A 20,548-nucleotide genomic window follows, 5' to 3' on the forward strand; every position below is an offset into this window, starting at 1 on the left:
ACCACGCGGGCCGAAATTGGCTTGACCAATTCCGGCCGCCCAGCGTCTTGCGCTTACTTCAATGCGTCCGCGTACTGCGCGATTTCGGCTTCCGTCATGCCGGATTTTTGCGCCGATTCGCGAATCTGCTTCCACGTGGTCGGATCGATGGGCACGCCGTTCGCGCTGCGTTCCGCGCGACGCGCTTCTTCCGGCTCGCCCGGCGCGTAGATCGCATCGACGCCCTCGGCGCGCGGCGACGCCTTCATCCATTCGAGGAATGCTTCCGCTTCGGCCTGCGCGGCGGGCGCGTCGAACGCGTTCGGATCGAGAATGACCGACGTCATGCAGTTGTAAATGGCGCTCGACTTCTCCAGCGTGCTCTCGTGCGTCGTGTAGCCGCCCGACAGCGCGCCGCCGAAAATCTCGCACAGCGCGGCCAGTCCCGAACCCTTGTGCAGGCCGAACGCCGTCAGCGCGCCGAACGGCTCCTCGTGCATGACTTTCGGCTCCACGGTCGGGCGCCCTTCGTGGTCGAGCAGCATGCCCGGCGCGACCTTCACGCCCTTGTTATACGCGACGCGCGTCTTGCCGTAAGCGATGCCCGCCGTCGCGAAATCGAGCACGAGCGGGTTTTTGCCGTCGCGCGGATACCCGGCGCAGAACGGATTCGTGCCGAAGCGACGGTCGATGCCGCCGAACGGCGCGACGAGCGGATCGCCCGCTACGTTCACGAAGTGGAACGACACGAAGCCCGCCTTCGCGCATTGCTCCGCCCAGTGGCCGATGCGCCCGATGTGGTGCGCGTTGCGCAGCCCCACCGCGCACACGCCGAACTTCTTCGCGCGCTCGATGCCGTGCTCCATCGCCTCGTACGCGACGACCTGCCCGAAGCCCTTGCGGCCATCGATGGTCAGCACCGCGCCGGCGTCGCGGACGATTTCCGCGTGCGTGTTCAGCTGCAATTGGCCGTCGGCGAGCGACGACGTGTAGCGCGGAATCATGCCGACGCCGTGCGAATCGTGGCCCGACAGATTGGCCATCACGAGGTGATCGGCTACGAGTTCCGCCTCGCGCGCCGCGCTGCCGGCGTGCTCCCAGATGGCGCGGACGTAGGCATGCAAGGTGTCGGCGGCGATGCGCTGTTCTTTTACTGCGGTTTGGCTCGTTTCGTTCATTGCGACTCTCGTCTCCAAAGTCGATTGCTGACGCGTCGTCTCTACGTGCGACGCGGGGCCTTCTACTTTACAGACGATCAACTGGCCTGACCAGTTTCATTTTCAGCCAAACCAAAGAAAACGCCCGCAAGCGCGGGCGTCAGTCCGACAACCGTGGAAAAAAAGCTCAGGGCGCAGCCGCGATCACTTCCGCCACGGCCGCCGTCAGCTTGCGGGCATACGGAACGTGCAGGAATTCGTTCGGTCCGTGCGCATTCGATTTCGGGCCGAGCACGCCGCACACCATGAACTGCGAGCGCGGGAAGCCTTCCTTCAGCGTATTCATCAGGGGAATCGTGCCGCCCTGCCCGATATAGGCGACATCGGCGCCGAAATGCCGGCGCGACGCGTCGTTCAGCGACGACGCAAGCCACGGCGCGAGTTCCGGCGCGCTCCAGCCTGTGGCCGCGCCCGCTTCCGGCTTGAACGTGACTTTCGCGTTGTACGGCGGATCCAATTCGAGCAAGGACTTCAGCTGCGCGACTGCCTCCGTCGCCTCGACGAGCGGCGGCAGGCGCAGCGACAGCTTGAACGCAGTGCGCGGCGCAAGCACGTTGCCGGCGTCCGCGAGGGGCGGCAGGCCGGCTGCGCCCGTCACGGTCAGCGACGGCCGCCACGTCGAATTCAGCAGCGCTTCCTTCGGATCGGTGGTGGTCGGAAGCACGCTGCCGCCATCCTGGCCGCAGCTCCAAGGCAGCTTCTTCCAGACGTCGTCGCCGAGAATCTGCGCCGTGGCTTCCGCTTCGCGCAGGCGTTGCGCCGGAATCGCGCAGTGGAAGTCTTTCGGCAGCAGGTTGCCGGTGGCGGCGTCCTCTAGGCGCTCGAACAGCTGCCGCATGATGCGAAACGTCGACGGCGCGATGCCGCCGTAGCCGCCCGAATGCAAGCCTTCCTCGAGCACTTGCACTTCGAGGTCGCCCGCGACGAGCCCGCGCAGCGACGTGGTCAGCCAGAGCTGATCGTAGTTGCCTGCGCCCGAATCGAGACAGATCACGAGTCCGACGTCGCCGAGCCGGTCGCGCAGCGCGTCGATGTACGGCAGCAAGTCGTAGCTGCCCGACTCCTCGCACGTCTCGATGATGCCGACGCAGCGCGGCCGCTCGACGCCCTGCGCGTCCAGCGCCGCGAGCGCCGTGATGCTGGCGTAGGTCGCGTAGCCGTCGTCCGCGCCGCCGCGCCCGTAGAGCTTGCCGTCCTCCAGCTTCGGGGTCCACGGACCCAGATCGCTGCGCCAGCCTTCGAATTCCGGCTGCTTGTCCAGATGGCCGTACAGCACGACCGTTTCGGTGCTGCCCGAGCGCGTGGCCGGGGCTTCGAAGAAGATCACCGGCGTGCGCCCGGTCAGCCGCACGATTTCGACTTTCAAGCCTTTGACCGGCTGCGCCTTCACCCAGTCGACGGCGTCCATGACCACGCGTTCGATGAAGCCGTGGCGCGCCCAGTCGACGTCGAACATCGGGCTTTTGGCGGGAACGGCGATGTAATCGGTGAGCGCCGGAACGATCTCGTCGTTCCATTTGCGGTCGACGAATGCCTGCAGCGCGGACGCGTCGAGCCGGACTGCTTCTTCTTGCGGTGTGCTGTCGCCAGTAGTCATGACAGAGATTCCATGCGGGCAAACCTCCATCATAGACGGGAAACTTCCGGCTCGCGAAGCGTCTCGCGATCTCAGCGCGCGCCGTTGATGACGATTCGCGTGAGCGCCGGATCGGCTTCGATGGCTTCGTCGGTGAACGGGAACCGCTGCCAGTGCTTCGCTGCGAACAGACGCGTGGCGTCGCCCGAGCGAGGCGAAGCGGGATCGTCCGATTCCGACGGCGCGAGCATGGTGTCCGCCTCGACGCCGGCCGCGCCGTCGGCCGTGAACGTGACGACCTGCATGTAGCTGTCGCCGTGGCCGTTCGCGTCCATCGAATAGCCCTTCGGATCGAGCGGACGCCCCGCGCAGACGACCGTGAAGTAGCCGGCGTCGTCGCAGCCGCCGTAGAGCGGCACGTTCGCGCCATTGCGCGTCGTGTAGAGCAGGTCGCCACGCCGCGAATCCAGCGCGAAACCGTTGAGCCGCAGCGAGAGCGCCGCGCCGCCGAGCGCCTGCCGCAACTCCTGCACCACCTCCGGGCTGTCCGTCTTCAGGCCGCTCGGCGTCGCGATCGGGCGCGCCGGATCGAAGCGCGTCGCGGCCAGCGTCTCGGGCGCAAGCTTCGTGACGCGCCGCCAGAACTCGTCCCACAGATTCGCGCCGCGGGCGTCGATATCGGCCGTGCCGTTCCAGTTGCGCAGCACGTCGCAGGCGTCGTTGAGCGCGCTCATCGCGTCGCCGGGCGTGCAGACGGCGTCGAGCACCGGCTGACGATACAACTGCTCGGACAGCGAGTGCGTCTCCAGCACGGCCTGCTCGACCGCGGCCCGCGTCACGCCGCCGGGGTCGCGCTGCAGCCGCGCCGCGAGCAGATGCCCGTAGCGGGTGCGCATGGACTGCTCGTAGCGCGTCGCGCCGAGCACGCGCGCGTAGCCGGTGAGCGGGACGTTCGCGTTCGTGAGCCAGTAACTATCGTTGAAATTGCCGACGTAATCGCCGCGAAGCATGCTGGGTAATTGAGTAACCGGCAATGTGCCCGGCTGCGCGCCCGGCGTCGTGTTAGAGGGATCGCTGCGCCACATGCAGGCGGTTTTCGAGCCGTCGAGGACAGGCACGCCGGGCATCCGGCTCGCCAGCGCGCGGCCCGTCGGCGTCGTGCAGGCGTCGGCGAGCGCATCGGGCACGCCGGGAATCGGGCCGATATCCGCGAACCACGCGCGCGGGTCTCCCCGGCCGATGGCGAACGTGTTGGCCCACGGTATCGCTTTGTACCGCTTCTGTATCGCGATGAAATCGTCGAGCGAGCGAGCCTGGTCCCATGCGAAGAAGTTCTCGAAACTGCGCACGTTGTCCGCGTTGACGTCGGCGAATGCGTACGCGCGCTGCGCGTTCCAGCCGAGGCCCGCGTTCATGGCCGACAGATCGACGACCGGACCGAAGCGCGTGCGATACAGCGTGCGCGACACCGATTCGAGCGAGCCGTCCGCGCGGCGCACGCGCACCGTGAGCGGCACGGGCGTCATCGGCTGGCTCGCGCCGTCGAAGAGATAATGCGTCGGATCGGCGGGATCGAGCGTCATTTCGAAGAGGCCGAAGCGGCGGCCGGTCGAAACAGTATGCGTCCACGCGATGTTTTCGTTGAAGCCGAGCACGACGAGCGGCATGCCGAGAAACGACACGCCCGCCACGTTCAGGCGGCCGGGAATCGTTAATTGCGCCTGATAGAAGCGGTCCGGGCCTTGCCAGGACCAGTGCGGATTGCCGAACAGGATGCTGCGCTTCTCCCGCGTGATCGGCGCGCCGAACGCCAGCGCGTTGCTGCCGAGGCCGGGCATGTCGCCGACGGCGTCGCGCCGCTCTCTAATGTCCAGCGACGCGGCCGGCGGCTGCGCGCCCGGCTTCGGCGGGTGCGCCGCCGCGATGGCCTGCACGAAACGCGCCGATCCGCCCGCCAGATTCGCCGCGATCACGCGACGGTAGATGTCGTCCGGCTCGATGTCCTCGACCCACGGCTGGCTGCGGCAAGCGGCGTGCGCGCCGGGGAACTGGCCGGCTTTGAGATCCGCCACATAATGGTTGTAGCCAGATGCGAAGCCGTCGACGAGATCGCGCAATTCCGGTGGCTGCGCGGCGCGATAACGGTCGACGGCGGCTTGATCGTCGACTAAGCGGAAGAAGAAATCGGCGTCCAGATTGCGCGGCTGGCCGAACGTTGATCCGCTCGGCAGGCGGGCGTCCGCGCCGAAGTACGCCGACCGCTCGCCGCGATAGGTCACGAAGCCATCGGCGAGCGTGCAGAGCGTGTCTTGCGCCTGCGCATATCCGTAGCCGAAACCGAGGCTGCCCCAGTCGGCGGCGCGGACGTGCGCAATGCCGGACTGCGTGCGGCGGATTTCGGCGCTGTACGGCGTGTCCTTGCCCGGCGCGGCGCGCGCCCGGTCGGACGCGTCCGGCGACGACGCGCAGCCGGCGAGCACCGCGCTCAAGATCGCGCTGAAGATCGCAAGCCTGATGGTCTGATTCATCGAGGGAGTCCTTCGGTCCAGTCGAGTGGGTCGGATGCCGCAACTGCGTTCGCGACGTTCGCGGCAGTATCGCATTGAGCGAATGATGAACCCGCCAAAAGTTAGCCGTTGAGTTTGCCGTTGGGAGCCGCTCAGTCGGCCGTGTTTGCGCGCGCACGGCTTGCGCTTGCGTCGGATGAACAGGCGGTCCAAGCTCAATTCTCGGCCCGCCAAAACGTGGCGGCCTGCGAACGCAGCCGCCAGTCGCGTCCGATGAACCGGCATCCAAGCGCGATGAACAATCACAATCCCGACGCTCCTCCAGACGACCCGCGCCCCACGCCGCCCGAGCGCCCCGCCCCGGGCGATTGCTGCCAGAGTGGCTGCAATCCCTGCGTATTCGACATCTATCAGGAGGCGCTCGAACGCTATCAGGCGCAATTGCGAGACTGGGAGGCGCGGCACGCGCGGCCGTAGCCGGCGGTTCGTGCGCAGCGCCGCGGCGGGCGCTATGCTTGTCGCCCATTACTACCCGGACCGCAACGGTCCGCACCACGTCAAGGAGCGCAAGACCATGTCCCTCTCGATGTATCGCGCGTCGATTCCGGTGTTCATCCGCGGGCTGGAAGTCTGCTCGTCGCTATTGGAGAAAGGCGCCGCCTTCGCCGACGGAAAAGGCCTCGCCCACGCCGATGTCATCGCCGCGCGGCTCGCGCCCGACATGCTGCCGCTTTCCGCGCAGATCCAGCGCGCGAGCGATACCGCGAAGCTCTCGGCGCAGCGTCTTTCCGGCGTCGATGCGCCGAAGTTCGAGGACAACGAGGACAGCTTCGCGGCGTTGCAGGAACGCATCGCGAAGACGATCGCTTACTTGAAGAGCATTCAGGAAGCGACGATGGAAGGCAGCGAGACGCGCACCGTCACGCTCAAGTTTCCGGACTTTTCGCCGTCGTTTTCGGGTGTCGATTATCTATTCGGCTTCGGATTGCCGAACTTCTATTTTCATGTCGCGACGACTCACGACATCTTGCGCCACCTCGGCGCGCCGATCGGCAAGCGGGATTATTTGGGGCCGCTGAAGTGAGATCGGGGAGTTCAATCGGGTTGTGCTCGGGATCGCGCACTTAGACCGAGCGCAGCATCTGCGTCGCGCCCGTGCGCTCGACCGGTCCCTTTATGGCACGTTAATGCGCGAAAGCCGCTCGATCACCGGATCCAGCGGCACCGCGGCGATTCAACACAGGTCGAGCGCGCCCGATACGGGCAAAAGTGCCTTTGCCTCCAATTCGGCGCCGCACACATGCAGATGAATCTTTGATTGCCAAAACGAAAGGCCATGCGACCTGAGCCGAAGGTTTCGAGTTGCATTTCAAACCGTCGACGCAGAAGCGTTTCGTGGCTTCCACGTCGACGCAAGTGAGAGCCAAATGGTCGCGGTGATCGTTGAGACATGGCCGGCTCCGTCGAAACCGGCCATCATCGCCTTTGCTTCACGCCGCTTGCTTCGCCGCGATCTGCTTGCGCCAGCCGGCCAGAATCCGCCGCGCGAGCGCGTCGTAGTCGCCGCCGAAGTGATGATCGCCCGGCAGCTTCACCACGTCGATGCCCGTCTTCGTCAGCGTGGGACACAGCGTGTCGTCTTCCTTTTCGCCGTAGATGCACTGGACCATCGCGGGCGGCAGTTGCGCGAGCTCCGGTTTGACCTTGAGCGCCTTGTCGCTCGCCTTCATGCCGAGCCAGCCGGTCACGCGAATCTGGAAATCGGCCTCAGGCGCGAAGCCCATCAGCGAGATATACGAGACCTGGCGCCGCACGTCGTCGGGCAGACGGTTGTACGCGAACGGCATCACGTCCGCGCCGAACGAATAGCCGACGAGCGCCACGTGGCTCGTATGCCAACGCGCGCTGTAGGTGCGCACCACGCGGGCGATATCCGCTGCGGTGCGCTGCGGGGACTTCTCGCTCCAGAAATAGCGCAGCGAATCGATGCCGATCACCGACACGCCGTCGCGCTGAAGCGCGAGCGCCATCGTCTTGTCAAGGTCGCGCCAGCCGCCGTCGCCCGAAATGACGATCGCGAGCAAATCAGTCGGCTGCGACGCGCGCAATTCGATGAGCGGCAGATCGGACACATCGTTCGCAGCAGGCGCCTCCGGTTTGGTCAGATGCGGCGCGGTCATTGCCACGAGCGCGTCGGCCTTCGTGCGGCCGGGTTGCCACGCGGCGCGCTCCATGAAGCCCGGCAAGCCTTTCATGTGGATGATGGTCGGGTCAGGCGGACACGGCTTGAAGCGCGCGTCGAGCGTGGCTTCCGGCGCGAGCGACACCGCGCCCGCCACCGTGTTGTCCGGCGCCTGGCCGAGCGCGTGTTCCGCGACCGTCGCGCCCTGGCCCGCACCGGCAAAGATCGGCGAGAAATAGCGGCTCGTCTCTACCGTGCGTTCGAGCTGGTGGCTCATATCCTCCGCATCGCCGACGAGGTTGTGGCACGTCTCCTTCTTCTCGGCGGCGAGGCGCGCGGCGTAGCGCGGCGTATCGACGCCGACGACCATCGCGCCCTTGGCCGCGAGCGCATCGGCGGCTTGCTGGTCCGACTCGCTCCAGCCGCTCTTGTCCGACAACAGCACGACGAAGCCCGTCATCGCGCCCGCCGGTTTCGTCACCGTGACCTGCCCGTAGCGGCCGCCCGAAATGGTGTTCGCGTGCGCCGCGCCGATCAGGGACACGCCGAAGACGGCGGCCGCCGCGAGCGCCGCAAGTTTCTTGCCAAACTTGTTCATGAACGCCAGCCTCCCGCCAGCAACGAGAGGTCCGCCAAAGTGAGAAACACGCTGACCGAACCGGACGCCGCGAGATAACGCGGCTCCCAGTGCGGCTGGAACTTGCTCTTGAATCCGCGCAGGCCGCGGAAGTTGTAGAAGCGTCCGCCGAAGCGCCATACGAGCCCCGCCAGCCGATGCCAGTGCGATGCGAGCGGCGTCGGCTCCATGCCGGACAACGGCGCGATGCCGAGCGACAGCGATTTGAACCCCGCCTCCTTCAGATGCAGCGCGAGCTTGGTGAAGAGGTATTCCATCGCATACGACGAGGCTTCCGCCACGTGACGCATCACGCCGACGGTCGCTTCGGTGTTGAGGTCCGTCGTCATGAAGGTGACGAACGCCACCGGCACGCCCTGCTGACGCACGAGCAGCACCGACTGCGCGGCGAGATATTCCTCGTTGAACGCCGCCACCGAGAAGCTTTTCTCACGCGCCGAGCGGCTGTCGAGCCAGTCGTCGGAAATCTCGCGCAACATCGGCATGCTTTCCGCGATGCGGTCCGGGCCGATCAGTTCCGTATCGAACCCGTCGCGTTCGCCGCGCTTCAACGCATAGCGCAAATGCGCGCGGTGCGAGCCTTTTAGATCGAACTCGGACAATGCGACGTGTGCTTCCTCGCCGAGCTTCATCAGCGTGAGACCGGCGTCGAGATACAGCGGCAGCGCGTCGGCGCGCACCTGATAGAACGCGGCGCGGCCGTTGTGCGAATGCGCGAGTTCCACGAAACGGCGGATCAGCCCTGCCCACTCGCTGCGCGGGCCGACCGGATCGTGCAGCGCGGCCCACGTGCGGCCGTGCTTCGCGTACATGAGAAACGCCTCGCGCGACTCGGAGAACAGAAAGCTCTTGTCGCCCATCATCGCGAGGCCGGCGTCGCTGCGCTCCTGCGCCCGGAAGATGCGCGCGGCATCAGCGAGATCCTGCGGCGCGGGCATCTCGAAGCGGCCCGCCGCCGGGCGCAGCAACTGCCAGACGGCGAACGCGCACGCGAACACGCCGGCTGCGAGCGTCGCGCGCAGCGCACGCGGCGCGCGCTCGTCGAACGCGAATTGCCACCAGAGGTCCGTGTTGTACGGTACGTCGCGGAAGGCGAAGAACATGATCCAAACCGCAACCGCCATCACCATGCCGACGGAAACGAGCCACGTGGCCGTGAATCGCTCGGCGAACAGCGACGCCCGGCGATTGAAGCGCTCGCGCGTCAAAACGAGCAGCGCGATGAGGAACGCGAGAACGCCCGCCTCGATGAATGCGAGCCCCTTCGCCAGCGACAGCGCGAAGTTCGCGACCGCGAGAATCAGCGCGACCCACCACGCGGCGTCGAGCCGGCGCATGAGGCCGCGCGCGACGAAAAGCAGCATGACGCCCATCACGCTGCCGAGCAGTTGCGAGCTTTCCAGCACCCACAGCGGAATCACCGTCTGCAAGAGCGCGATGCGCATTTTGAATGCGGGCGTCGCGCCGGAGATGACGAGCATCGACCCGGCCGCGAACGCGACGATCGCGAGGAACAACGGCGCGAGCGACGACACGCGGCGCGGATGCAGGAACGAGAAGCGGCCTTTGAGCGCGCGGCCTTCGAACGCGGCCATCACGGCCGCCGAGAGAATCAGCGGCAGACCGAAATAAATCGCGCGATAAGCGAGGAGCGCGGCGAGCACGTCCGGCGTCGCGACGTTGCGGCCGAGCGCGAAGACCATCGCCGCTTCGAACACGCCGACACCGCCCGGCGTATGGCCGATCATCCCGAGCAGCATCGCCGTCGAGAACACCGTCATGAATTCGCCGAAGCCGACGTGCGCGCCCGGCAGCATCGCCCAGAGCGCGAGTCCCGCGCCGAGCACGTCGACGACGGCGAGCGCCGTCTGCGCGATGAAGTCGCGGCGCGTCGGCACCGTGAACGCGAGCCACGTCCAGCGCGAACGCAGCGTGCGCTGCTCGCTGCCGCAGAAGACGAGCATCGCGACGAACACCGCGAGCAGCGCCGCGCCGAGCACGCGCAGTATCGCGGGCGAGAGATGCAGCATGCTCGCCACCGTGCCCGCCGAGCACAGCATGCCGAGCGCCGCCATGAACGCGAGCGAAAGCGCGAGCGTCACGCCCGTGAAGATCGACAGCCGGCCGACCTGCGCGGGCGTCACTTCCGCCGCGCCGTAGACGCGGCAGCGCACCGCCCCGCCCGTCAGCGCGCCGAAGCCCGTGACGTTGCCGAGCGCCGAGCCGACCGTCGCGCCGACCCACAGCAGGGAACGCGGCACCGCGACGCCGATGTGCCGCAAGCCGACGGCATCGCGGCCGACGAGCGCGGCGAAACTCAGCGCGGTGGCGAACAGCGCCGCGCCCCACGCTTGCAGCGAGAGCGTCCGCAGCGAGCGCACGACCGACTTGTAATCGACCGTATGCGACAGATGCTGGAACACGACGAGGAGCAGCGCGCACACGAGAACAGTGAGCGCGGGCGCGGCGAACCGTTGGAGATCGAGACGCGCGAAGCAAGAGCGTCCGAACGTGCGAATGGCGCGAAGCGAGGTGAACGACTTTCTGCGAGACATGCGTTTTCTGAACTTGCTCGCGCCGCGATCCGGCGATGACACTGCCGGCTGCGGCGCAAATCGTTGTTATCGGGGGCGGCGCATGATGCACAGTGGGCGCGCCGCGTCGGTATTCGCCTGCGGCTCGCCATACAAAACGGTTTGCGCGTAAGAAACGCCTGTATAACGGCTACGGTTGACCCAACTTGACCGATATTCGGGAAAGCGTCGGGAGCGAAGGCTGCTTCAATACGAGCGCGCCGCGCATCATCGGCGAGAAGACTAAGCGGATAACACCACCAAAGGCATCGGAAATATGAGAAAAAGTGTCACAAGCACGTTGGCAGTCTGTTTCGCGCTGGCGCTCAACGGGTGCGTCAGCACCGACGACGCGCTGCTGAAAACCGTGCCGATCGGCTCGGGCGCGTCGACGCTCGCGACGTTGGATTTCACGAAGTGCGTGAAGGCGCGGTGGACGCCCATGGCGCCGCGCGTGCGGGAATATGGCCTCGGCCCCGATTCGCTGGCGGTATCGGTTCCAGGACAGGGCGGTTCATCGGCGATATTGGTCGTCGCGCAGCCGGCGGCGTACGGCACCGGCTACACGATCTACGGCGACAGCGCGGCGGGCAGCCGCTACGTCACGGCGGCGCACGCCTGCGACTGAAGCACGCGGCGTACTTACGACGGCTTGCCGTTGCGCATGTCGACGCCGGCGAGGTGCGTGCCGACGATCCGCCCGATCAGGTATCCGTCCGACGCGCACGCGTTGGTGCGCTCCTTGCCATCCCACTGGATCTTGTACTGATCGTCTTGCGAGTGGATCGCGGACGGGTCGAACTTGCCGAGTTTGGTCTTGAGCGCCTTGCCGCCGTTCTCACGCACGGCCTCGCCGACGAGCCGGTTCCATGTCAGCGCATAGCCGTAGCGCACGCCGTCCGCGAAGGCGGCGTTGTCGCAGACCTGCGCCGGCGGCGTCGTCTTGACGGTCACGCGATACCCGTTCGCCCCGCCGACCACGATGCGCTGTTCCGTCGGCCCCGAAGGCTGCGCGGCGGCCTTCGCCGCTGCGGCTGCCGAGGCCGCTTGCGCGGCTTGCGCCGCCGATGCAGCCGCGGCCGCATCGGCGCTTTTCTGCTGATCGGGAAGCGGCGCGCATGCAGCGAGCGCGACCGCCGTTGCCAGCGCGAATGCCGCGCTGACGCCTTTCGTTCCGTGAGTCATCGACCTGCTCTTCACCTGCGCGTTTCCCATCTCAAAATAAACCGGGCTCTACCTTACCATTCCGGTGCGAATCCTCGGAGTTTTGAGAAAAGGGGACGCGGTGCGCGCGCGACGGCGCCGAGCCGGGAAGAACGGCTCAGGACGCCGACGACGTGTTGCCCATCGGCATTTCGATGCCTCGCCGCGCCATTTCGACGATCAGGAAGGTTCGCCGCGTGACATGAAAGCGCGCGAGCAGGTCGCTCGAATATTCCTTGGCCGTGTTCTCGCTGATGTTCATCTTGCGCGCGATAGCCTTGTTCGACAGCCCTTGCAGCAGATAGCGCAGCGTTTCGGTCAGGCGCGGCGGAAGATCGAGCGATTCGATGGTGACGCCCGCATGCGTCGATACGGGCTTCGGGCTGTGGCCGCCCTTGCCAAGCACGGTGTTCGGCAGATAGACGCGCCCGTTGAGAATGGTCTTCAAGGCTTCGCGAAACACGCTTGCGCCCTGCTCGCTGCCCTTCGAGATGAAACCGCACGCGCCGTTTCGGATGCACTCCAGCACGGTATCGCGGTCGTCCTGAGCGGACAGCATGATGGTCTGAACCTCGCGCTCCTCCTCGCGTATCCAGTTGAGCAGGTCCATGCCGGTGGCCTGGCCGCGCAAGTGATAGTCGAGAAACATGAGATCGTACGAATTCGCCGAGAGCTTCGCTTTCGCCTGCTCGAATCCATCGGCTTCGTCGATCTCGAGCAAGGGCTCGTTCGCGAGGATCAGCGTTTTCATCGCGCTGCGCGTGAGCCCTTCGTCCTCTACCAGCAATACTGTTTTGAAATAGCCGTTTTCCATTGCGAGTCCCCGAGAACGCTTCCGATATTACGCGCGCCCGTCATGGATCGAACCCCTCCATTCGAAGGGATACGTTCGGCAGTCTCCCAGAATCTTCGCCGTTCCCCGCCGCCGCCGGGTGTCGGGCGGCGCGCGGCCGGCCGACACTCGACGCATCCGTCACGAAGAGGAGAACGCGATGCCACCTCGATCATTCGACAACGAAAGCGAATTCGCCCTGTGGCGCATCAAGCGCGCGCGCCCGGGCGACTCCGCGCGGCGCGTGCTGATCGCGCACAAGGACAAGTCCATCGCGGAGTCGCTCGCGGTGCAGCTTCGGCTGAAAGGCTTGCAGGTCATCCACGCGCAGGATCTGGCGTCGGTGCGCGCGCTGCTGCATAGCTGGCAGCCGCAGGCGCTCGTGCTCGATACGGCCCTGGACAGCGATCCCGGCTATGTCTTCATTCGCACGCTGCGCATGGACGCCGACGTGACGGGGCGTTTGCTCGTCGCGATGAGCAACGTGTGGCCTGCCGATCCGGTGCAGAAGCTGAAGGACGCGGGTTTCGACGCGCATTGCAGGCGTCCGTGCTCGACATGGCGCATCGTCGATCTGGTCGATGCGTTCTTTACCGCGCCGCTCGCGCGGTGAGCGGCGGGCCGGTTCAGCGCCCCGGTCTCATGGCGAGCGACGCGGACACTTCGCTTCCCGGCGCGATAACGACGACGCCCGTTCCGCCGATACCTTGCGCGTCGAGATTGAAGCCGTCGCTCACATGCGAGACCGGCTCGACGCACAGATACCTGCCGCCTGCCGGGCAATGCACGACCGCATGTTCCAGCGCGCCGTCCGCTTCGAGCGCGAGCGCGCGGCCATCGGCATAGGAAAGCGTCGCGCGGCCGTCCCAGCCGCTCAGATACCGCGTATAGCCGTCCGACTCTCTTACATGACGGCGCGGCGGATGCTCGTCCGATGGTCCCAGCGCGATCTCGGCTTCATGACGCCAGAGCGTCGCGGCATCCAGTTCCGCTTCGAGCGCCGCGAAGTACGGATGAAAACCGAAGCCCGCCGGCATCGGACGCGGCGAGCGGTTGACGACGCGCATCGACAAATGTGCGCCGTCGGCGGCCGCTTGAATCGTCTGGATCGCGTCGAACGCCCACGGCCAGCCATGCTCGCCCTCGCGATGCGCGTAGTGCAGTTCGATGCAGTCGGCATCGTGACGCTCGACGCGCCATGCCGCGTACTGGCCGAAGCCATGCAGCGCGTGCGCCATGCCAGGGAACGTCGCAAGCGTCACGCGTTCGCCGCCGGGCGCGGGAAACTGCGCATCCCGCACGCGGTTCGAGAACGGCACGAGCGGATAGCTGCCGCCCTTCGGCCACGCGTCGCACGGCCAACTCGACGCGGTGATCGGCACGAGCCAGTCGTGCGCGCCGGCTTCGTCGTGCGTCGTGAAGCGCGTGATGCGCCCGCCTGCGGACGGCGCCACCTCGATCACATGCGGGCCGTTCGCCACGCGAAGGCGCGGCTCGGCGTGTAACTCGACGACTCGTCGCGTCGGCTGCGTAGACGTCATTGCCGTTGTTCCTTCACGCGCGAGACCAGCTGCGTCGGACTCACGAATTGCAGCGCGATCAACACCCAGACGAGCGTGATGGCCATGTAGATCATCGCCATTGCGTCGATGGATTGCGGCGCGCGCACGCCCGTCGAAAACACCGCGTAGTACAGCGCGACGACGAGCGTCTGGGTCGTCGGCCCGGCGGTGAAGAAGGTCAGCTCGAACATGCCGATGGTCCGCACCAGCACCAGCAGCCCCGCCGCGAGCATGCCCGGCACGAGCAGCGGCAACAGCACATAGCGGAAATAGCGCACGGTGTTCGCGCCGAAAATGCGCGCGGCGGATTCCAGATTCGGATCGATCTGCTCGATGAACGGCGTCATCACCAGAATCACGAACGGCAGCGCAGGCACCAGATTCGCGAGAATCACGCCGGTCAGCGTGCCCGCGAGATGGAACTTGTACATGACCGTCGCCATCGGGATGCCGTAAGTCACGGGCGGGACCATCAGCGGCAGCAGGAACACGAGCATCGCGAAGCGCTTGCCGGGAAACTGCACGCGCGCGAGCGCATACGCTGCGGGCACGCCGAGCACGATGGACAGCAGCACCACCGCGCCCACCACTTCGAGCGTCACGAGCAGCACGCTCGACAACTGGAAGTCGCTCCACGCCTGCGCGTACCAGTGCAGCGTGAAACCCTGCGGCAGCAGCGTGCCGAACCAGCGCGTCGCGACGGAATTCACCGCGACCGTCGCGATGAGAAGCAGCACGTTGAGCAGGAAGAAGCCCATCGTGACCCAGACGAACGCCTTCCACACCCTGTCGCGCAGGCTCGCTTGCTGTTTCATGTTCTTGCCGGAGCGTTGAGTCGGCGCGGGGGCCTGCCAGGCGGGCGCCGCGCGGTTGTCGGTTGCCATTATCCCTTCCCTCCGCTCACCGGGCCGGTGTAGAAGAAGCGGCGCGCGCCGAGCATGCCGCCCACGACCAGCAATTGCACGAAGCCCATCACGATCGCGATCGTCGATGCGAGCGAATAGTCGTAGCTTTCGAACGCAGCTTCGGACGCGGCAATCGAGATCACGCGCGTCGGACCTGCGGGCGCGCCGAGCAGCACCGCCGACGGAAACACCGAAAACGCCTGCACGAACGAAAGACACGCGGTCATCGTGAGACCGGGCAGCAACAGCGGCAGATAGATCTGGCGGAACTGCTGCCACGGACTCGCGCCGAGCGTGGCGGCGGCGCGCGCGAGCGTCGGGTCGATGCCCGTCACGTACGAAAGCGTCAGCAGGAACGCGAACGGAAAGCCCGACACGATCAGCGAGATGAGCACGCCCCAGTAGTTATGCGTGAGCCGCACTTCGTCGCCATAAAGATGAAGCGCCTGAACCGCCTGCGGGAACCAGCCGTTCGGGCTGAAGTACGTGAGCATGCCGTCGGCGATCAGCACGGTGCCGAGCGTCACCGGAATGACGAGCAGCGTGGTCACGAACTTCTGATACGGCGACGAGCGCCGCAACGCGAACGCGACCGGCACCGAGATGCCCACGTTGATGATCGTCGCGGGCACGGCGAGCTTCAGCGTGACGATGATCGTCGGCCACATCGACGTATCGGTGAAGAACGACACGTAGTTCGCCCAGGCGCCCCCGCCGTTCATCGGTTTGAACGACAGCATGAGTCCGTACGCGAACGGATAGATGAAGAGCGCGATGATGAAAACGAGCGCCGGCGCGACGAGCCAGCCCTTCGGGTCGCGCTGCGCGGGCAGCGCGATCATTTTTCTTCTCCGTACACGAGCGCCTTCGCCGGCGACACGCGCAGCACGATGCGCTCGCCTTCCGCGCATTCGCCCGCAATGCGCGCCCACAGCTTGCCGAACGCCGTGTTCACTCGGATGAGCGAATCGCGGCCGCCGTATTCGACGGTCTCGACGTGCGCGTCGAACGCGTTCTGGTCGCCGGGCGCGGCGCGTTCCATGTCTTCCGGACGCAGCGCGACGCTCACGTTCTTGCTGTCGAAGCCTTCCATCGGCGTGCCGAAGAGACGCACGCCGTTCGCGCTCACGGCAACCGTGTCGCCCTGCGTGCCTTCGAGCGTGAACGGCGCGACATTGCGAAAGCCCATGAAACGCGCGACATGCAGGTTCTTCGGCCGCGAATAGACTTCTTTCGGCGGCGCGACTTGCTGCACGACGCCCTCCTTCATCACGACGATGCGATCCGCCATCGAGAGCGCTTCGTCCTGATCGTGCGTCACGTAGATGGTCGCGCGCTCCAGCTTGCCGTGAATGCGGCGGATTTCGGCGCGCATCTCGATGCGCAGCTTGGTGTCGAGATTCGAGAGCGGCTCGTCCATCAACACGAGCGGCGGCTCGATGACGATCGCGCGCGCAATCGCCACGCGCTGCTGCTGGCCGCCCGAGAGCTGGCCGGGGAGCTTCGCGTCGTGGCCCGTGAGCTGCACGAGTTGCAGCGCCGCTTTCGCGCGCTTGACCGCTTCCGCTTTCGACACGCCGCGCATCTTCAGTCCGAAGCCGACGTTATCGAGCACCGACATGTGCGGAAAGAGCGCGTAGTTCTGAAACACCATGCCGAAGCCGCGCTTCTCGGGCGGCAGGACGTCGATACGCTTGTCGTCGAGCCAGATGCCGCCGCCCGTCAGCGGCTGCAATCCGGCGATGCAGTTCAGCGCGGTCGACTTGCCGCAGCCGGACGGCCCGAGCAGCGCGATGAACTCGCCGCGCTGGATGTTGAGATCGAGGCCCTTCAACGCGGCGAGCTGATGTCCCTGCGCGTTGGTGAAGCTGCGCGAGACCGAGTCGAGGCGCAACTGCTCAAAAGTGTGCTTCATGGCGATTTCCCGTTGCGCGAGCGGCGACGCCCCCGAAGGAGCGCCGCCGCCCAAAGCCCTGCGAGTGCGATGTGCTTACTTCGTCTTCTGCGCGCCGATTTCGCGGTCCCACTTCTGGAACGCGGCGACCATGGCCTGCGCATTCAGCGGCACGACGTGCGGCCTGTCAGCCAGCAGCTTCGCGTACTCAGGGCGGCCGAACTTCTGAATCACTTCCTGGCTCTTCGCGGGCGCGGCGGAAAGCGGCACGTCCTTGACTGCCGGGCCGGGATAGAAATAGCCGTCGTCGTACGTCAACGCCTGTTGCGCCGGTTCCAGCATGAAGTTCATCAGCTTGTAGAGCACGTCGAGCTTTTCTTTCGGCACGCCCTTCGGAATGACCATGTAGTGAGCGTCGTTCACCCACGTCATGTTGTCGAACGCCTGTACCTTGAATTCGGCAGGCACGATGCCGAGTGCGCGCGGATTGATGTCCCATCCGGTCACCGTGACGGTCATGTCACGCGTGCCTTCGCCCAGTTCCTTCATCACGGCCGACGTGCCGCCCGGGTAGTAGGGAATGCAGTCGTTCAGCTGCTTGAGGAACGCCCAGGTCTTGTCCCAGCCGTTGACCGGGTCCATCGGATTCTTGTCGCCGAGCACGTACGGCAAGCCCATCAGGAACGTGCGCCCCGGACCGGAATTGGCCGGGCGCGCGTAGATCAGCTTGTTCGGATGTGCCTTGCACCACGCGAGCAATTGATCAGGCGTCTTCGGCGGATCGCTGACCTTGGCCGGGTTGTATTCGAGCAGCGGGCCGGCGGGCATGTACGTCACTTCGAGGCCGTAGCCCTGCGCGATGTCCTGCATCTTGCGCGGACCGGGCGCGTACTTGTCCAGCACGCCGGGAAAGACGGCGGCGTGCTCGGGCAGCAGCTTTTCCCACAGGCCTTGCTGGATGCCGGCGGCAAGCGCATCGGTGCCGGTCACCACGAGGTCGATGTCCGAGCGGCCTGCCGCCTGCATCGCCTTGATCTTGCCCGGCAGTTGCGGCGCGGGCGCGTTGGTGAACGTGATGCTGGACACGAGGTCCGGGTACTTCGCCTTGAACGCTTCGAAGCCCTTCTGCGTCAGTTGAAGATTGCCCGCGACGTCCACGATGTTGATCGCCACCGGGTCCGCCGCCTGCGCCGCGCTTGACGCGAACGCCGCGCTGACGGCGACGAAGAGCGCCGCCAGTTTCACTGACAGTCCTGCCTTGAAAGCCATGTTGTCTCCTCACTTCTCTCGCAACCGCTATTGGGACGAGGTCCGGTCGCTTGTCGATTCTGTCGATGAATTCGATCGCCGGCCTGTTCGTGCTTCGTTCTGATCGTGCTCGGTGCGCTGTCTCTTGGTCTGTCGGTCGGCGCCCTCGCGTCGTTATTAGCTCACGAAGCTGAAAAATAGCCAACCGAATCATCGTATGTCAAGCAAATCGGCGGCGGCTTTCCCTGTTTCCTTGCAGCGTAGAAAGGCAGTTTTATGCGTGGTGGCGCGGCGTTGCGGCCGGCTGTCGGGATATACCCGGAGCGCGCCGTTACCCCGCTTGTTTTACTTCTTTTACCCGGCGTTTCCTGCGAGCGTGCGGTCGAATGCCAGCAGCGCCCGCGCCTCCCGCTCGACGGCGGGCAGCGCATGTTCAGGCGTGGCCGACAGGAGCGGCAGGATCGGACCCATGTCCGCGATGCCCGAACGCGTGACCGCGTCGTGCAGCACGCGTATCAGCGAGATGTCGTCCCGCAGTGTTTCGAGCGGAAGAAAGCGGTCGTAGAGACGCTGCGCTTCGTCCACTTTGCCGGACTTCGCGGCCCGCAGCAGCGCCATCACGGCGTGCGGAGCGATGCAACCCGAGCCGGTCGTCCAGGCGGCGAGGCCGAAGTCGCGCGTGTGGACCAGCGCGGGCCGCTCGCCCATACCGGATATCACTTGCGACGCCGGCACGCTGTCGAGCAGCCGCCGCAGGAACGGATCGTCGGACGGGTCGGCACGCACGATCGCATATTTGACGGCAAGCAGCGTGCCATCGGCGACGAGCGCCGCGAGGGTATCGACATCGATGTAGTCCTCGCTCTTGATGTAAAGCGTGAACGGCATGCCGGCGATATCCGTCAGTCGCCTGAGGCCGGTCGCGACGCCCTGCGGCGTCGTGAAACCCGCGAGCGGCAGGACCATCGCGGTGCGGTAGTCGGTCTGCGCGAGCATGCGCGCCTGATCGAGCATCTTGCCGTAGTCGGGGCCTATCGCTGGGATCACGCGCGTTTGCGGCCCGGTGATTCGCGCCAGCATCTCGAGAAGCTCACGGTATTCGCTGACTGCGACGTGATAGAGGTTGGCGTTGCCGCCATACAGCAATGTTCGCACGCCGCCGGCTTCGATATGGGCCACCAGCGCGCGGTTCTGAGCCTCGTCGAGCGAATAGTCGCCCCGCCGCGCAAGGGGCGGCACGGCCATGACGCTTTGGGAGAACTCACTGACGGTGATCGGTTCGACTTTCATGAATGACGCCTCGCTTGGCATGGGCTGACCGTGCGTGGAAGCTAGCAAAGGCGGTATCAAGTTGTCAAACAACTTCACGGATCAAAGCATTAATCAGCGTTTCCCCGCATGCGCCGACGAGAGTCGTATGACATCTAGTTGCCGAACATGCGCTCCAGGGCGCCAGCAAGATGGGACTTCATCGCCTGACCGGCGCGAACGGAGTCGCGTGCGCGAATGGCTTCGAGGATATCGAGGTGTTCTCGCTGCACGAGCCGTTGGCGTTCGAGCGTCTTCACAAGCGACAGATTGCGCGAGAGATTCATGCTGAACACAACCTGCTCTTCGATGAACGATATCGCGCTGATGAAGAACTGGTTCTTCGATGCGCGGGCCACTGCGAGATGAAACGCGAAGTCATCGCTCGCGCCGATGCCCTGCTGCGCTTCGACCACGCGTTCAAGTCGAATCCACGCTTGCTCGATGGCGTGAAGATCGTCGTCATCGGCTTTCTGCGCCGCGAGTTCCGCCGCGCCCGCCTCGGTGACGATGCGAAATTCGTAGCAGCGGCGAATGTCGGAGAGCGTTTCGAGCGGGGCGAAGCGCCGCACGTCCGGATCGGGGCGGCGGCCGACGGTCGTGCCCGAGCCGCGCCGCGTCACGATGATGCCGTCCGCGCGCAGACGCGCCAGCGCTTCGCGCACGGTCGGCCGCGAAGTCGCGAAGCGGTCCGCGAGCGCGTGCTCGGTCATGAGCCGGTCGCCTTCCTTGAACTCGCCTTCGATGATGCTGTTGAGAATGTCGCTGTAGATGCGGTCGGCCAGGCCGGGCGACTTACGCTCGTTCATGTTCACGCTGGACAGCTTGTCAGGGTACACGACGATTGTAAGGCAGATTTTCCGGCAATTGGCTTCCGCGTCGTTGGCATTGAGTCCGGCGAGGCACCCGACGCTCGCGGGCGCCC

At 65.7% G+C, this 20,548-nt stretch carries 18 protein-coding genes and 1 pseudogene; 4 read left to right on the plus strand and 15 right to left on the minus strand.

Features of this window, described 5'->3' with window-relative positions; genetic code table 11:
• Positions 1 to 53: 53 nt before the first annotated feature.
• From HWX53_RS14085 to HWX53_RS14095, 3 genes are all read right to left on the minus strand, one after another.
• Positions 54 to 1,157 (minus strand): malate/lactate/ureidoglycolate dehydrogenase, encoded by a 1,104-nt coding sequence (locus tag HWX53_RS14085; protein WP_175941767.1) that lies wholly within the window; start codon positions 1,155 to 1,157, stop codon positions 54 to 56.
• Between the two features lie 166 nt (positions 1,158 to 1,323).
• A complete protein-coding gene (locus HWX53_RS14090) occupies positions 1,324 to 2,793 on the minus strand; it encodes a M20 family metallopeptidase (RefSeq protein WP_175941769.1) in 1,470 nt (489 codons plus the stop codon).
• 71 nt (positions 2,794 to 2,864) lie between these two features.
• Complete coding sequence (locus HWX53_RS14095) at positions 2,865 to 5,300, minus strand: penicillin acylase family protein (RefSeq protein ID WP_175941771.1); 2,436 nt, start codon at positions 5,298 to 5,300, stop codon at positions 2,865 to 2,867.
• A 252-nt stretch (positions 5,301 to 5,552) separates the two neighbouring features.
• Here HWX53_RS14095 and HWX53_RS14100 point away from each other — a divergent pair, with 252 nt between their 5' ends.
• Positions 5,553 to 5,756, plus strand: coding sequence for an oxidoreductase-like domain-containing protein (locus HWX53_RS14100; protein WP_244140111.1), 204 nt, complete (start codon positions 5,553 to 5,555; stop codon positions 5,754 to 5,756).
• A 97-nt stretch (positions 5,757 to 5,853) separates the two neighbouring features.
• Positions 5,854 to 6,363, plus strand: coding sequence for a DUF1993 domain-containing protein (locus HWX53_RS14105; RefSeq protein WP_175942444.1), 510 nt, complete (start codon positions 5,854 to 5,856; stop codon positions 6,361 to 6,363).
• A 40-nt stretch (positions 6,364 to 6,403) separates the two neighbouring features.
• On the opposite strand, the pseudogene HWX53_RS27675 reads toward HWX53_RS14105, so the two are convergent.
• From HWX53_RS27675 to mprF, 3 genes and pseudogenes are all read right to left on the minus strand, one after another.
• A pseudogene (locus HWX53_RS27675) lies at positions 6,404 to 6,706 on the minus strand (VOC family protein).
• Positions 6,707 to 6,769: 63 nt separating this feature from the next.
• Entirely contained in the window at positions 6,770 to 8,059 is a 1,290-nt protein-coding gene (locus HWX53_RS14110) for a virulence factor family protein (RefSeq protein WP_175941773.1), read from the minus strand.
• Positions 8,056 to 10,653: a bifunctional lysylphosphatidylglycerol flippase/synthetase MprF gene (gene mprF, locus HWX53_RS14115; RefSeq protein ID WP_175941775.1), complete on the minus strand. Its 2,598-nt coding sequence runs from the start codon at positions 10,651 to 10,653 to the stop codon at positions 8,056 to 8,058. The genes HWX53_RS14110 and mprF overlap by 4 nt, the downstream gene beginning before the upstream one ends.
• Before the next feature lie 319 nt (positions 10,654 to 10,972).
• On the opposite strand from mprF, the gene HWX53_RS14120 reads away from it, so the two are divergent.
• Positions 10,973 to 11,299 (plus strand): hypothetical protein, encoded by a 327-nt coding sequence (locus HWX53_RS14120; RefSeq protein WP_244140112.1) that lies wholly within the window; start codon positions 10,973 to 10,975, stop codon positions 11,297 to 11,299.
• 14 nt (positions 11,300 to 11,313) lie between these two features.
• On the opposite strand, the gene HWX53_RS14125 is transcribed toward HWX53_RS14120, so the two are convergent.
• On the minus strand, positions 11,314 to 11,856 hold the full coding sequence (locus HWX53_RS14125) for a hypothetical protein (protein ID WP_175941779.1): 543 nt from the start codon (positions 11,854 to 11,856) through the stop codon (positions 11,314 to 11,316).
• A 136-nt stretch (positions 11,857 to 11,992) separates the two neighbouring features.
• Positions 11,993 to 12,688, minus strand: coding sequence for a response regulator transcription factor (locus tag HWX53_RS14130; RefSeq protein WP_175941781.1), 696 nt, complete (start codon positions 12,686 to 12,688; stop codon positions 11,993 to 11,995).
• Between the two features lie 178 nt (positions 12,689 to 12,866).
• On the opposite strand from HWX53_RS14130, the gene HWX53_RS14135 reads away from it, so the two are divergent.
• Entirely contained in the window at positions 12,867 to 13,319 is a 453-nt protein-coding gene (locus HWX53_RS14135; RefSeq protein ID WP_175941783.1) for a histidine kinase, read from the plus strand.
• 13 nt (positions 13,320 to 13,332) lie between these two features.
• On the opposite strand, the gene HWX53_RS14140 is transcribed toward HWX53_RS14135, so the two are convergent.
• The 7 genes from HWX53_RS14140 to HWX53_RS14170 form a co-directional block, all read right to left on the minus strand.
• Positions 13,333 to 14,247, minus strand: a complete 915-nt coding sequence (locus HWX53_RS14140; RefSeq protein ID WP_175941785.1) for an aldose epimerase — start codon at positions 14,245 to 14,247, stop codon at positions 13,333 to 13,335.
• The gene (locus HWX53_RS14145; RefSeq protein WP_175941787.1) at positions 14,244 to 15,152 is read right to left on the minus strand and encodes an ABC transporter permease; all 909 of its coding nucleotides are present in this window, start codon (positions 15,150 to 15,152) and stop codon (positions 14,244 to 14,246) included. The genes HWX53_RS14140 and HWX53_RS14145 overlap by 4 nt, the downstream gene beginning before the upstream one ends.
• Positions 15,152 to 16,015 carry a sugar ABC transporter permease gene (locus HWX53_RS14150; RefSeq protein ID WP_175941789.1) on the minus strand — a complete coding sequence of 288 codons (864 nt, stop codon included), beginning with the start codon at positions 16,013 to 16,015 and terminating at the stop codon, positions 15,152 to 15,154. The genes HWX53_RS14145 and HWX53_RS14150 overlap by 1 nt, the downstream gene beginning before the upstream one ends.
• Positions 16,012 to 17,088, minus strand: coding sequence for an ABC transporter ATP-binding protein (locus HWX53_RS14155; protein WP_175941791.1), 1,077 nt, complete (start codon positions 17,086 to 17,088; stop codon positions 16,012 to 16,014). Before HWX53_RS14155 ends, HWX53_RS14150 begins: the two co-directional genes overlap by 4 nt.
• Positions 17,089 to 17,163: 75 nt before the next feature.
• Positions 17,164 to 18,336 (minus strand): extracellular solute-binding protein, encoded by a 1,173-nt coding sequence (locus tag HWX53_RS14160; protein ID WP_175941793.1) that lies wholly within the window; start codon positions 18,334 to 18,336, stop codon positions 17,164 to 17,166.
• Between the two features lie 333 nt (positions 18,337 to 18,669).
• Entirely contained in the window at positions 18,670 to 19,605 is a 936-nt protein-coding gene (locus HWX53_RS14165; RefSeq protein ID WP_175941795.1) for a dihydrodipicolinate synthase family protein, read from the minus strand.
• Positions 19,606 to 19,739: 134 nt separating this feature from the next.
• Positions 19,740 to 20,432: a FadR/GntR family transcriptional regulator gene (locus tag HWX53_RS14170; protein ID WP_175941797.1), complete on the minus strand. Its 693-nt coding sequence runs from the start codon at positions 20,430 to 20,432 to the stop codon at positions 19,740 to 19,742.
• Positions 20,433 to 20,548 lie beyond the last annotated feature (116 nt).

It is taken from the genome of Caballeronia sp. BCC1704 (assembly GCF_902833455.1).
Taxonomy (GTDB): Bacteria; Pseudomonadota; Gammaproteobacteria; order Burkholderiales; family Burkholderiaceae; genus Caballeronia.